The organism is Streptomyces sp. NPDC107471 (assembly GCF_055582845.1).
The window spans coordinates 265,102-278,348 of record NZ_JBVJPC010000004.1; the positions used below are offsets into that span (position 1 = coordinate 265,102).

A 13,247-nucleotide genomic window follows, 5' to 3' on the forward strand; every position below is an offset into this window, starting at 1 on the left:
CCCCGTACGGTGCAGGAGGTCTGAGCGCCCGCAGCCCCCGTACGGTCCAAGGGGAACGACGGAGGGCCCCCGCCGAAGCGGGGGCCCTCCTCGCGGTCGTACGCGGGACGCTTACGCCGGGACCGACGCCACGCCCGGTGCCAGGAACTTCTTGCCGTTCACGCGCTCCGAGACGCCCTCGCGGTCCAGGTACGGCGTGATGCCGCCCAGGTGGAAGGGCCAGCCGGCGCCCGTGATCAGGCACAGGTCGATGTCCTGGGCCTCGGCGACGACACCCTCGTCGAGCATGAGCCCGATCTCCTGGGCGACGGCGTCGAGGACGCGCTCGCGGACCTGCTCCTCGGACAGGACGACATCGCCCTGCTTGAGGAGCGCGGCGACCTCGGGGTCCAGCTCCGGCTTGCCGGAGTCGTAGACGTAGAAGCCGCGCTTGCCCGCCTTGACGACCGCCGCGAGGTTCGGGGAGACCGTGAAGCGGTCCGGGAAGGCCCGGTTGAGGGTCTCCGAGACGTGCAGACCGATCGCGGGACCGACCAGCTCCAGGAGGACCAGCGGGGACATCGGCAGGCCGAGCGGCTCCACTGCCTTCTCCGCCACGGCGACCGGGGTGCCCTCGTCGATGACGTTCTGGATCTCGCCCATGAAGCGGGTGAGGATGCGGTTCACGACGAACGCCGGGGCGTCCTTGACCAGCACCGCGGTCTTCTTCAGCTTCTTGGCGACGGCGAAGGCCGTGGCCAGCGAGGCGTCGTCGGTCTGCTCGCCGCGGACGATCTCCAGGAGCGGGAGGATCGCGACCGGGTTGAAGAAGTGGAAGCCCACGACCCGCTCGGGGTTCTTCAGCTTCGACGCCATCTCCGAGACGGAGAGCGAGGAGGTGTTGGTGGCCAGGATCGCGTGCGCCGGGGCGACCGCCTCGACCTCCGCGAACACCTGCTGCTTGACGCCGATCTCCTCGAACACGGCCTCGATGATGAAGTCCGCGTCGGAGAAGCCCTCCGCCTTGTCCAGCACACCGGTGACCAGGGCCTTGAGGCGGTTGGCCTTGTCCTGGTTGATCCGGCCCTTGCCGAGCAGCTTCTCGATCTCGGCGTGGACGTAGCCCACACCCTTGTCGACGCGCTCCTGGTCGATGTCGGTCAGCACGACCGGCACCTCCAGGCGGCGCAGGAAGAGCAGCGCGAGCTGGGAGGCCATGAGGCCCGCGCCCACGACGCCCACCTTGGTGACGGGACGCGCGAGCGACTTGTCCGGCGCACCGGCCGGACGCTTGCCGCGCTTCTGCACCAGGTTGAACGCGTAGATGCCGGAGCGCAGTTCGCCACCCATGATCAGGTCGGCGAGGGCCTGGTCCTCGGCGTCGAAGCCCTGCTGGAGGTCACCGTTCTTCGCGGCCTCGATGATGTCCAGGGCGCGGTAGGCGGCCGGAGCGGCGCCGTGCACCTTGGAGTCCGCGATGAAACGGCCCTTGGCGACGGCCTGGTCCCAGGCCTCACCGCGGTCGATCGCCGGGCGCTCGATGACGATCTCGCCCTTGAGGACGGACGCCGTCCACAGCAGGGACTGCTCCAGGAAGTCCGCGCCCTCGAACAGTGCGTCGGCGATGCCCAGTTCGTAGACCTGGGCGCCCTTGAGCTGCTTGTTCTGGTTGAGGCTGTTCTCGATGATGACCGAGACGGCCTTCTCGGCGCCGATCAGGTTCGGCAGCAGGGTGCAGCCGCCCCAGCCGGGGACCAGACCGAGGAAGACCTCGGGGAGCGAGAAGGCGGGCAGGGCCGCGGACACCGTGCGGTAGGTGCAGTGCAGACCGACCTCGACGCCACCGCCCATGGCCGCGCCGTTGTAGTACGCGAACGTCGGCACCGCGATGCCCGCGAGGCGCTTGAAGACCTCGTGGCCGCCCTTGCCGATGGCCAGCGCGTCCTTGTGCTCCTTGAGCAGCTCGACGCCCTTGAGGTCGGCGCCGACGGCGAAGATGAACGGCTTGCCGGTGATGCCGACACCGACGATCTCGCCGGCCGAGGCCTCCTTCTCGACCTGGTCGACGGCGGTGTTCAGGTTCGCCAGCGACGCCGGGCCGAAGGTGGTCGGCTTGGTGTGGTCGAAGCCGTTGTCCAGCGTGATGAGCGCGAAGCGCCCCGCGTTGAACGGCAGGTCCAGGTGGCGTACGTGCGCCTGGGTGACGACCTCGTCCGGGAACAGCTCGGCCGCACCCTTCAAGAGCTCAGTGGTGCTCACTTGCTGCCTCCGGCGTCCTTGTGGTTCGGGTTCTCCCAGATGACCGTCGCGCCCATGCCGAAGCCGACGCACATGGTGGTCAGGCCGTAGCGGACCTCGGGCTGCTCCTCGAACTGGCGGGCGAGCTGGGTCATCAGACGCACACCGGAGGAGGCCAGCGGGTGACCGAAGGCGATCGCGCCGCCGTACTGGTTGACGCGCTCGTCGTCGTCCGCGATGCCGTAGTGCTCCAGGAAGGCCAGGACCTGGACCGCGAAGGCCTCGTTGATCTCGAAGAGACCGATGTCGGAGATCGACAGACCCGCCTGCGCGAGCGCCTTCTCCGTGGCCGGGATCGGGCCGTAGCCCATGACCTCCGGCTCGACACCCGCGAAGGAGTACGCGACCAGACGCATCTTGACCGGGAGGTCGTTCTCCCGCGCGAAGTCCTCGGAGGCGATCAGCGAGGCGGTGGCGCCGTCGTTCAGACCGGCCGCGTTGCCGGCGGTGACCCGGCCGTGGACGCGGAACGGCGTCTTGAGACCGGAGAGGTTCTCCAGGGTCGTGCCCGGACGCATCGGCTCGTCGGCGGTGACCAGGCCCCAGCCCGTCTCACCGGCCTCCGGGTTGGTGCGGCGCACCGAGATCGGCACCAGGTCGGCCTGGATCTTGCCATTGGCGTACGCCTTGGCGGCCTTCTCCTGGGAGCGCACGGCGTACTCGTCGGCGCGCTGCTTGGTGATCGTCGGGTACCGGTCGTGCAGGTTCTCGGCGGTCATGCCCATGAACAGGGCCGACTCGTCGACCAGCTTCTCGCTCACGAACCGCGGGTTCGGGTCCACGCCCTCGCCCATCGGGTGACGGCCCATGTGCTCGACACCGCCGGCGACGGCGATGTCGTACGCCCCGAACGCCACCGAACCGGCCACCGTGGTGACGGCGGTCAGCGCGCCGGCGCACATGCGGTCGATGGAGTAACCGGGCACCGACTGCGGCAGACCGGCCAGGATGCCCGCGGTGCGGCCGATGGTGAGGCCCTGGTCACCGATCTGCGTGGTCGCGGCGATGGCAACCTCGTCGATCTTCTTGGGGTCGAGACCGGGGTTGCGGCGCAGCAGCTCCCGGATCGCCTTCACGACGAGGTCGTCGGCGCGGGTCTCGTGGTAGATGCCCTTCGGGCCCGCCTTGCCGAACGGGGTGCGGACGCCGTCGACGAAGACGACGTCCCTGACGGTACGAGGCACGATGGCTCTCCTCCAGATGCGGGATCTGCACTGCTGCGATGCGCTGAGCGCGCGCTCAGGACCCATGCTACTTATGAGTAACGTGACTGCCCACCCCTGGAGGCGGGAGCGGCGAAGGTCACATCGCGGGAGGCGCCGTGGAACCCCGTGGGGTCAGGACCGGAGTGGGCACCGGGTGCGACCCCGGCCCCTCGCCGGTGATCACCCCGAAGAGTGTCCGGGCCGCGTCCGCGCCGAATCCGTGCACGTCGTGGCTCATCGCGGAGAGCGTCGGATGGGTGAGCCGGCAGAGCTGGGAGTCGTCCCAGGCGAGCAGGGAGACGTCACGCGGGACGTGCAGCCCCATCTCCGCGGCGACCGACAGCCCGGCCACCGCCATGATGTCGTTGTCGTAGACGATCGCCGTCGGCCGGTCCTCCGCGGGCGCGGTCAGCAGGGACCGGGTGGCCCGCCCGCCGGCCTCCCCCGAGTAGTCGGTGGTCACCTGCCAGGCCCCCGCGAGGCCGAGCCCGCGTGCCGTGTCGTCGAACGCGGCCGTCCGGGTCGCCGTGTGCCCGAGCGCCGCCGCGCCCCCCACCCGGGCGATCCGCCGGTGCCCCAGCGCCGCGAGGTACCGCACGGCCTCCGTCACGGCGGTGGCGTCGTCGGTCCACACGGAGGTGAGGTCCCCGGTGAACGACGGATGCCCCACGGCCACCACCGGCATCCCCAGCGTCCGGATCGCCGCCACCCGCGGGTCGTCGGCCCGGAAGTCGACCAGGATCGACCCGCCGACCTGCCGTCCCCGCCACCAGGACTCCTGGAGGCCGACCTCCTCCTCCACGGTGCGCACCAGGCGCAGCAGCAGCGAGCAGTTCCGCTCGATCAGCACGCTCTCCACGCCCGACACGAACTCCATGTAGAAGGGTTCCAGCCCCAGCAGCCGCGCCGGCCGGCAGATCGCCAGGCCCACCACGTCCACCCGCGACCCGGCCAGCGTGCGTGCCGTGAGGTTCGGCGCCCAGCCCAGCTCCCGCGCGGCCCGGAAGATCCGGTCCCGGGTCGCCTCCGACAGCCCCGGCTTGTGGTTGAAGGCGAGCGACACGGCCCCCTTGGACACCCCCGCGCGCGCGGCGACGTCCTTGATGGTGACGCGGGAGGTCGTCATGAAGTGGGCTCCATGCAGTACAGGGCGGACCGGGCGGCGTCCGGGTCGGGAGTCTGCCAGCCGCTGACCCCGATGGTCACCCGCTCGCCGGGCAGCAACGTCACCAGCCCCCGATCGGCCCGGGCCGCCGGATCCAGCCGGTCGGCCTGCAACAGCAGGTCCCGTACCAGGGTGCGGGCCGTCACCGTCACCGCGCCCGGCGCCACCGTCACGCTGAACTCGGGTCTGGGGTAGGGGATGTCACGGTCGGGGGAGGAGAAGCGCAGGGCCCGCAGCCCGTCCGCGTCGGCCACCAGGAACTCCTTCGGACCCGCCGCCTCCAGCTCGCCCGGTACCGCCACCTCGGCGACGGCCCGCCGCCCCGCCCGGAACTCCACGTGGGCTTCCCCGATCACCGCCCCCTCGACCGACATCCGCCGCAGCCGCACCGCCCCCGTCCACTCCTCGGCGGCCTGGTTGACGACGGCCAGCACACCCTCCCTGAGCGTCAACAGCCGGTCCGCGTAGACCCGTCGCAGCTCGTGGTACAGCGGCTTCTCCCGTCCGTCCCCGTCGATCGCCGCCCAACTCGTCACCGGCCAGCAGTCGTTGAGCTGCCACACCACCGTCCCCGCGCACACCGGCCAGTGCGAGCGCCAGTGCTCGATCCCGGCGGCCACGGCCCGCGCCTGGTTGACCTGCGTGAGGTAGTGCCAGCGGTCGAAGTCCCCCTCGGGGAAGGCGACATGGCGTTCCAGGCCCCGCCGGAGCTTACCGTTGCCGTCGTCCGCCTTCTGGTGGTGCAGCATCCCGGGGGAGTCCGCCGCGAGCTCCTCCCCGGGCAGCGCCCGCGCGAGGGTTGCGTACGCGGGCGGCGCCTGCCAGCCGAACTCGGCCACGAAACGCGGGACGTCGTCGCGGTACCGGGCGTAGTCGAGACGGTTCCACACCTCCCAGGAGTGGTGCGTCCCGTGCGCGGGGTCGTTGGGGTGGTGGTCCCACGAACCCGACCAGGGACTGCCCGCGGTGTACGGCCGCGTGGGGTCCAACTCGGCCACCACCCGCGGCAGTAGGCCCAGGTAGTACCCCTCGCCCCAGGAGTCCCCGGCGAGCCGCGCCTCCCAGCCCCAGTCCCGGAAGCCCCACAGGTTCTCGTTGTTGCCGTTCCACAGCACCAGCGAGGGGTGCGGCATCAGCCGTACGACGTTCTCCCGGGCCTCCGCCTCCACCTCGCCCCTGAGCGGCTGCTCCTCCGGATAGGCCGCGCACGCGAACGGGAAGTCCTGCCACACCAGCAGCCCCAGTTCGTCGCAGGCGTCGTAGAAGTCCTCGCTCTCGTAGATCCCCCCGCCCCAGACCCGGACGAGATCGACGCCCGCGTCGGCCGCCTGCTCGAGCCGCTCCCGGTACCGCTCGCGCGTGATCCGGGACGGGAACACGTCGTCCGGGATCCAGTTCACGCCGCGCGCGAAGAGCCGCTCGCCGTTCAGCACGAGCGTGAACCCCGTGCCGTGCTCGTCGGCCGACCGGTCCAGCCCGACGGTCCGAAAGCCCACCCGGCGCCGCCACACGTCCAGCACCGCGCCCTCGTGCAGAAGCAGCAACTCGACGTCGTACAGCGGCTGTTCACCGTATCCCCGCGGCCACCAAAGCCGCACGTCCGGCACCTCCAGCCGTACCCTCCCCGAGGTCCCATCGATCGCGGCGCGCACCCGCACCCCGCCCACGGAGGCCTCCACCGTCAGCGGCGCCTCGACCCTCGCCCGCTCCACGTCCACCGCCAACTCGACGACGCCCGCGCCCTGTTCGACCGTCACAAGAGGCCGCACACGCGCGATCCGGGCCGTCGACCACCGCTCCAGACGTACCGGCCGCCAGATCCCGGCCGTCACCAGCGTGGGCCCCCAGTCCCAGCCGAACGAGCAGGCCATCTTGCGGATGTACTGATAGGGCTCGGCATACGCGGCCGGCCGCTCGCCCACCTTCCCGCGCACCGCCTCGGCCTCGGCGTAGGCGGACCCGAACCGCACCGCGAGCCGTCCGGACATCCCCGTCACGTCGAAGCGGTGGGAGCGGTGCATGTTCCGTGTCCGGCCCAGGAGTCGGCCGTCGAGCAGGATCTCCGCCGCGGTGTCGAGGCCGTCGAGGACGAGGTCGGTCTGCTCGTGCCCGTTCGTGGGCGCGAGGTCCCTCTCGTAGGTCCACTCCCGCCGCCCCACCCACGCGACCTCGCTCTCGTTGCGCCCGAGGAAGGGGTCCGGGATCACCCCGGCCGCCAGCAGGTCGGTGTGCACACAACCCGGCACGACGGCCGGCAAGGCGCCCCCCTCGTGCCGCAGGATCCAGCCCTCGGTGAGCGGTGTGGCCTGAAGCATGAACGCACTCCCTAAACCGATCAAGTCCAGTGCTGCGAAAGCTTTTTGGCATCGTTGGCGAGATAGGGACTTTACCGGTTAAGAAAACGTTGTCAGAGTTCCGAACCAGCCAACCCGCTCGTGCTCGTCCGTCCCGTGAACGGAGCTGATGCACATGAACCGCCGTACAGTCCTGGCCCTCACCGTCGGAGCCGCCCTGCTGATCCCGGGCTGCACCGGCACCGGCGGATCCTCGAAGGGCGCCGACGCCGAGGCGCCCGACGATCCGTCGAAGGTCACCGGCACCATCAAGGTCCTCACCGTCCGCACCGACCTCGTGCAGGACGGCACGATGAAGAAGTACGCCGCCGAGTTCAACAAGACGTACCCGAAGGTCAAGGTCGAGTTCGAGGCCCTCACCAACTACGAGGCCGAGGTCAAGATCCGGATGAACACCGAGAACTACGGTGACGTCCTGCTGATCCCCGCGGTCATCAAGAAGGCCGACTACCCGAGGTTCTTCGCCTCGCTGGGCACCCGGGCCGAGCGCGCCAGGAAGTACCGCTTCACCGACTACACCACGGTCGACGGCAAGGTCTACGGCCAGAGCCCGGCCGGTGTGGCCCCGGGGTTCGTCTACAACAAGCGGATCTGGAAGGAGGCCGGGGTCACCGAATGGCCCACCACCCCGGCCGAGTTCGTCGCCGACCTCAAGGCGATCAAGGCGAAGACCGACGCGATCCCGTACTACACCAACTTCGCGGCCGGCTGGACGCTCACCTCGTGGACGTACGTCGACGGGGCCGTCCACTGCGACCCGCGGGCCACCACCGAGCTCGCCGAGGGCGACCCGTGGGCGAAGGGCGCCGACCTGCGCGTCGGCGACACCCTGCTGCACGACATCGTGAAGGCCGGCCTGGTCGAGAAGGACCCCACGACCAGCAACTGGGAGGAGTCCAAGCCCCGTACCGCCAAGGGCGAGATCGCCACCCAGTGGCTCGGCACGTGGGCGATCGTCCAGTTCCAGGACGCGGCGAGGAAAGCCGGGGCGAACCCCGACGACATCGGCTTCATGCCCTTCCCAGCCCAGACCGACGGCAAGTTCTGCGCGACCGTCGCCCCGGACTACAACCAGGCCGTCAACGTCCACTCCCAGTACAAGGAGGCCGCCCGCGCCTGGATCGACTGGTTCACCGACAAGTCCACGTACGGGCGCGACAACCTGGCCGTCTCCCCGCTGAAGAACGCCGCCCTGCCCGAGGTGCTCAAGCCGTACGAGGAGCGGGGCGTGAAGCTCATCGAGCTCGACGACGCCGAGGGCGCCCGGGTCAAGCAGCTCGACAGCGACTCGGAGGTGGGCATCTACGCCCCCGAGTACCGCCAGAACCTCGTCGACCTCGCCCGCGGGGCCCGCAAGGGCAGCCTCGACGGCTTCCTCGACGACCTCAGCAAGCGCTGGACGGACGCCCAGAAGAACCTGGGGTCCTGATGACGGACACCACGCAGAAGGCGGCCGTGGAGGTGATCCCGGCCGCCCCCGCCCCGGCCTCCGTCACCCGCCGGACCCGTGTCCGGCGGGGCGTCACCCCCTGGCTGTTCCTGATCGCCCCGCTCGCCCTGCTGATCACCTTCACCTACGCGCCGATCGTCAACATGCTGGCCTACAGCTTCACCGACTGGGACGGCGTCAGCCCCGTCCTGCACTACACGGGCGCGGAGAACTACCGGGAGGTCTTCACCCGCCCCGACCTCTTCGAGGTCTTCTGGGTCAGCGGCTACTACCTCGCCGCCTCCGCGGTCCAGATCGTCCTCGCGCTCTACTTCGCCACGGTCCTGAGCTTCGACGTCCGCTTCCGGAACTTCTTCAAGGGCGTGCTCTTCTTCCCGTACCTGATCAACGGGGTCGCGATCGGGTTCGTGTTCCTCTACTTCTTCCAGGACGGCGGCACCCTGGACTCGGTGCTGAGCCTGTTCGGGGTGCACACCGACCATGCCTGGCTCGGCAGCCCGGCCTCCGCGAACACCTCGCTGGCCGGCGTCTCGGTCTGGCGCTACCTGGGCCTGAATTTCGTCCTGTTCCTGGGCGCGATCCAGTCCGTCCCGGGGGAGCTGTACGAGGCAGCGGAACTGGACGGGGCGGGCCGCTGGCACCAGTTCCGGTACATCATCGCGCCGGGCATCAAACCGGTCCTGACGCTGACGGTGATCCTGTCGATCTCCGGCTCGCTCTCCGTCTTCGAGATCCCGTACATCATGACCGGCGGCGCGACCGGCACCGAGACCTTCGTGATCCAGACGGTCAACCTGGCCTTCCGCTTCAACAAGACGGGCCTGGCCTCGGCGGCCGCCGTCGTCCTCCTGCTGATCATCCTGCTGGTGACCTGGGTGCAGCGACGCCTGGTCCCCGACGACAAGGTGGACCTCGTATGACCCGCCGCACGCTCACCCGCGCCCTGGTCCACCTGTCGCTGATCGCGGCGACGGTAATCGTCCTGCTCCCGCTCGTGGTCGTCCTGCTGACCTCCCTCAAGTCGGAGAAGGAGATGGCGGACACCGGCGGCGCCCTGGAACTCCCGGACGACCCGCTGAACCTCCACAACTACGCGGCGGCCTTCCAGGACGGCGGGATGCTCTCCGCCTTCACCAACACGGCGATCATCCTGCTGGTCTCGGTCGGCGGCACGGTCCTCATCGGCTCGATGACCGCCTACGCCATCGACCGCTTCACCTTCCGCTTCAAGAAGCTGGTGGTGGCGCTCTTCCTGACGGCCGCGCTGGTCCCCGGGGTCACCACCCAGGTGGCGACCTTCCAGATCGTCAACAGCTTCGGCATGTTCGACTCGCTGTGGGCGCCGATCGTCCTCTACATGGGCACGGACATCGTCTCGATCTACATCTTCCTGCAGTTCGTCCGCTCGATCCCGATCTCCCTGGACGAATCGGCCCGCCTGGACGGCGCCAACGCCTTCACGATCTACCGGAAGATCATCTTTCCGCTGCTGAAGCCGGCGACGGCGACCGTGGTGATCGTGAAGGGGATCACCGTCTACAACGACTTCTACATCCCGTTCCTCTACATGCCCTCGGAGGATCTTGGCGTGATCTCGACGTCGCTGTTCCGCTTCAAGGGCCCGTACGCCGCCCACTGGGAGGTGATCTCGGCGGGAGCGGTCCTGGTCATCCTCCCCACGCTGATCGTCTTCCTGTCCTTGCAGCGCTTCATCTACAACGGCTTCATGAGAGGCGCGACCAGGTGACTCCCCGAACGACCCCCAGCCGTACGCCAGGAGGCTTCACGTCGCCTAGGCGGACAGTGCGGCGACCAGCACCGGCGTGACCTGCTCCACCTGCCAGGCCCGAGCCCCGAACCCCGCCAACGCGGCCCCTACGGACTCGGCGTCGACCTGCGTGGGCGGCTCCCAGCAGACCCGCCGCACGGTGTCGGGCGTGATCAGGTTCTCCTGCGGCATGTTCAGCGTCTCGGCCAGCGCGGACACCGCGGCCCGCGCCCTGGTCAGCCGGGCCGCCGCGGCGGGGTCCTTGTCGGCCCAGGCGCGCGGCGGCGGGGGCCCCGTCACCGGCTGTCCGGGCTGCGGCAACCGCACCTCGGGCAGGGCTCTGGCCCGGTCGACGGCGGCCTGCCACTGCTCCAGTTGCCGCCGGCCCGTGCGGTGCCCGAAGCCGTTCAGCGCGGCCAGCGCGTGCACGTTGGCGGGCAGGGCGAGCGCCGCCTCGACGATCGCCGCGTCGGAGAGCACCTTGCCCGGCGACACGTCCCGCCGCTGGGCGATCCGGTCCCGCGCCTCCCACAGCTCCCGCACGACGGCCAACTGCCGGCGCCGCCGTACCTTGTGCATCCCGGAGGTCCGGCGCCAGGGGTCCTTGCGCGGCTCGGCCGGCGGGGCCGAGGCGATCGCGTCGAACTCCTGCAGCGCCCACTCCAGCTTCCCCTGCCGGTCGAGCTCCTTCTCCAGCGCGTCCCGCAGGTCGACGAGGAGCTCCACGTCGAGGGCGGCGTACCGCAGCCAGGGCTCGGGCAGCGGGCGGGTCGACCAGTCGACGGCCGAGTGCCCCTTCTCCAGGGTGAAGCCCAGCACTCCCTCGACCATGGCGCCGAGCCCGACCCGGGGGAACCCGGCGATCCGCCCGGCCAGCTCGGTGTCGAAGAGGCGTGAGGGGATCATGCCTATCTCGCGCAGGCACGGAAGATCCTGGGTGGCGGCGTGCAGCACCCACTCCACGCCGGACAGAGCCTCGCCGAGACCCGAGAGATCCGGACAGGCCACGGGGTCGATCAGCGCGGTCCCGGCGCCCGCGCGGCGGAGCTGCACGAGGTAGGCGCGCTGGCCGTAGCGGTAGCCGGACGCCCGCTCGGCGTCGACGGCGACGGGGCCGGAGCCGGCGGCGAACGCGGCGATCACCTCGGCGAGCGCGTCCTCGTCGGCGATCACGGGCGGAATGCCCTCACGCGGCTCCAGCAGAGGGATCGGAGCCTCCGCGACAGAAGATCCGCCGTCGTCCGGAGGGGCGCCTCCGGTGGTTCGCAGTGAAACGTCTGCTGCGGTCTCTTGGGCGTCGGTCACCTGTCAAGGGTATCCGTGTATGGACAGCGCCTGCCGACGGAACGTTCCGTCGGCAGGCGCCTGGGGGTCGTAAACCAGTCAGCCCGGTGAAAGGCCTGGTTCACGTCCGTGAACTGTGAGGCGTGCAGAGCCTCAGTGGATGATGCCGGTACGGAGGGCCACCGCCACCATGCCGGCGCGGTCTCCCGTGCCGAGCTTGCGGGCGATGCGGGCGAGATGGCTCTTGACGGTCAGGGCGGACAGGCCCATCGAGACGCCGATCGCCTTGTTCGACTGCCCTTCGGCCACCAGCCGCAGGACCTCGACCTCACGGCCGGAGAGCTCGCGGTAGCCGCCCGGGTGGCTCGGGGCGCCCGGGGGGCGGCGGTGCATACGGGCGGCGGCGGCGCCGATGGGGGCGGCTCCCGGTCGGGTGGGGAGCCCGAGGTTGGTCCGGGTGCCGGTGACGACGTAGCCCTTGACGCCGCCCGCGAGGGCGTTGCGCACGGCGCCGATGTCGTCGGCCGCGGAGAGGGCGAGCCCGTTGGGCCAGCCCGCGGCGCGGGTTTCCGACAGCAGCGTCAGGCCGGAGCCGTCGGGGAGATGGACGTCGGCGACGCAGATGTCTCTGGGACTGCCGATACGGGGACGGGCCTCCGCCACGGACGAGGCCTCGATGACATCGCGCACACCGAGCGCCCAGAGGTGACGGGTGACGGTGGAGCGGACACGCGGGTCGGCCACGACCACCATGGCGGTGGGCTTGTTCGGGCGGTAGGCGACCAGGCTTGCGGGCTGCTCGAGGAGAACGGACACCGGGCCTCCTGGGGTGCGGGACGGCTTGGAAGGTCACAGACGTCTTCGGCACCGAACCCGGCGTCCTTTAGAGAATGATCACGATCTAGTGAGTAACAATTAGTGCAATTCGGACGTACGGTCGATCGTTCGGTGAGCGGATCGGTTCGTTCGAGGGGCCACTCCTGACTGAAAGTGGCCGTATCGACAAATTGATGCTCCATGTGGGTGGGTGCCGCCCCGGATGCGGACGGTCAGCGTGCCTGGGGGTCCCGCCGCTGGGGGAGCGTGACCACGGAGGCGTCGCCCGGCCCGGCCGGCGGCAGGCCCGCGACCTGGGCCAGCAGATCGCACCAGGCGGCGAGGTGCCCCGCCGTGTCCGGCACCCCGCCCAGGCCCTCACGGGGGGTCCAGGAGGCCCGGATCTCGATCTGCGAGGCCGCGGGCCGCTCCGACAGGCCGCCGAAGTAGTGCGAGCTCGCCCGCGTGACGGTGCCGCTCGGTTCGCCGTACGACAGTCCGCGCGCCGCGAGCGCGCCGGTCAGCCAGGACCAGCACACCTCGGGCAGCAGCGGGTCGGCGGCCATCTCCGGCTCCAGCTCCGCGCGCACCAGCGTCACCAGCCGGAAGGTGCCCCGCCAGGCGTCGTGGCCGTCGGGGTCGTGCAGCAGCACGAGCCGCCCGTCGGCGAGGTCCTGGTCGCCGTCGACGACGGTCGCCTCCAGCGCGTACGCGTGCGGGGCGAGCCGCTGGGGCGCCCGTGTCGGCTCGATCTCGATCTGCGGCCGCAGCCGACTGCCGCGCAGGGCCTGCACCGCCGCCTGGAAGGCCGGCGGAGCCGCCCCGCTCCCATCCCGGTCACTCCCCTTCGCGTCGTCCATTCCGCCCGTGTCGTCCGACAGTCGTCCTTGTGCCGCAGCCATGCGGGAAGGTTAAGGGGAAGGAGGGC

General features: G+C 70.4%; 10 protein-coding genes. 3 read left to right on the forward strand and 7 right to left on the reverse strand.

All coding sequences use genetic code 11. The features are described 5' to 3' along the window. Positions 1 to 111: 111 nt before the first annotated feature. The 4 genes from ACZ66S_RS15025 to ACZ66S_RS15040 form a co-directional block, all read right to left on the reverse strand. A complete protein-coding gene (locus ACZ66S_RS15025) occupies positions 112 to 2,238 on the reverse strand; it encodes a 3-hydroxyacyl-CoA dehydrogenase NAD-binding domain-containing protein (RefSeq protein ID WP_469901943.1) in 2,127 nt (708 codons plus the stop codon). Beyond that, the gene (locus ACZ66S_RS15030; protein ID WP_469901944.1) at positions 2,235 to 3,461 is read right to left on the reverse strand and encodes a thiolase family protein; all 1,227 of its coding nucleotides are present in this window, start codon (positions 3,459 to 3,461) and stop codon (positions 2,235 to 2,237) included. The genes ACZ66S_RS15025 and ACZ66S_RS15030 overlap by 4 nt, the downstream gene beginning before the upstream one ends. 118 nt (positions 3,462 to 3,579) lie before the next feature. Beyond that, a complete protein-coding gene (locus tag ACZ66S_RS15035; RefSeq protein WP_469901945.1) occupies positions 3,580 to 4,608 on the reverse strand; it encodes a LacI family DNA-binding transcriptional regulator in 1,029 nt (342 codons plus the stop codon). Further along, positions 4,605 to 6,962 carry a glycoside hydrolase family 2 protein gene (locus ACZ66S_RS15040; RefSeq protein ID WP_469901946.1) on the reverse strand — a complete coding sequence of 786 codons (2,358 nt, stop codon included), beginning with the start codon at positions 6,960 to 6,962 and terminating at the stop codon, positions 4,605 to 4,607. The genes ACZ66S_RS15035 and ACZ66S_RS15040 overlap by 4 nt, the downstream gene beginning before the upstream one ends. A gap of 154 nt (positions 6,963 to 7,116) precedes the next feature. On the opposite strand from ACZ66S_RS15040, the gene ACZ66S_RS15045 reads away from it, so the two are divergent. From ACZ66S_RS15045 to ACZ66S_RS15055, 3 genes are read left to right on the forward strand one after another with little or no spacing between them, the layout of a single operon-like run. Continuing rightward, on the forward strand, positions 7,117 to 8,430 hold the full coding sequence (locus tag ACZ66S_RS15045; RefSeq protein WP_469901947.1) for an ABC transporter substrate-binding protein: 1,314 nt from the start codon (positions 7,117 to 7,119) through the stop codon (positions 8,428 to 8,430). Then, on the forward strand, positions 8,430 to 9,371 hold the full coding sequence (locus ACZ66S_RS15050; protein ID WP_469901948.1) for a carbohydrate ABC transporter permease: 942 nt from the start codon (positions 8,430 to 8,432) through the stop codon (positions 9,369 to 9,371). The genes ACZ66S_RS15045 and ACZ66S_RS15050 overlap by 1 nt, the downstream gene beginning before the upstream one ends. Beyond that, a complete protein-coding gene (locus tag ACZ66S_RS15055) occupies positions 9,368 to 10,198 on the forward strand; it encodes a carbohydrate ABC transporter permease (RefSeq protein ID WP_469901949.1) in 831 nt (276 codons plus the stop codon). Before ACZ66S_RS15050 ends, ACZ66S_RS15055 begins: the two co-directional genes overlap by 4 nt. A 45-nt stretch (positions 10,199 to 10,243) precedes the next feature. Here the strand turns inward: ACZ66S_RS15055 and ACZ66S_RS15060 are convergent, their stop codons facing one another. The 3 genes from ACZ66S_RS15060 to ACZ66S_RS15070 all read right to left on the reverse strand — a co-directional run bounded on the left by ACZ66S_RS15060 (position 10,244) and on the right by ACZ66S_RS15070 (position 13,221). Then, the gene (locus ACZ66S_RS15060; protein ID WP_469901950.1) at positions 10,244 to 11,524 is read right to left on the reverse strand and encodes a ribonuclease D; all 1,281 of its coding nucleotides are present in this window, start codon (positions 11,522 to 11,524) and stop codon (positions 10,244 to 10,246) included. A gap of 132 nt (positions 11,525 to 11,656) precedes the next feature. Then, the gene (locus ACZ66S_RS15065; protein ID WP_007385400.1) at positions 11,657 to 12,319 is read right to left on the reverse strand and encodes a response regulator transcription factor; all 663 of its coding nucleotides are present in this window, start codon (positions 12,317 to 12,319) and stop codon (positions 11,657 to 11,659) included. A gap of 233 nt (positions 12,320 to 12,552) precedes the next feature. Further along, entirely contained in the window at positions 12,553 to 13,221 is a 669-nt protein-coding gene (locus ACZ66S_RS15070; protein ID WP_469901951.1) for a DUF3000 domain-containing protein, read from the reverse strand. Positions 13,222 to 13,247 lie beyond the last annotated feature (26 nt).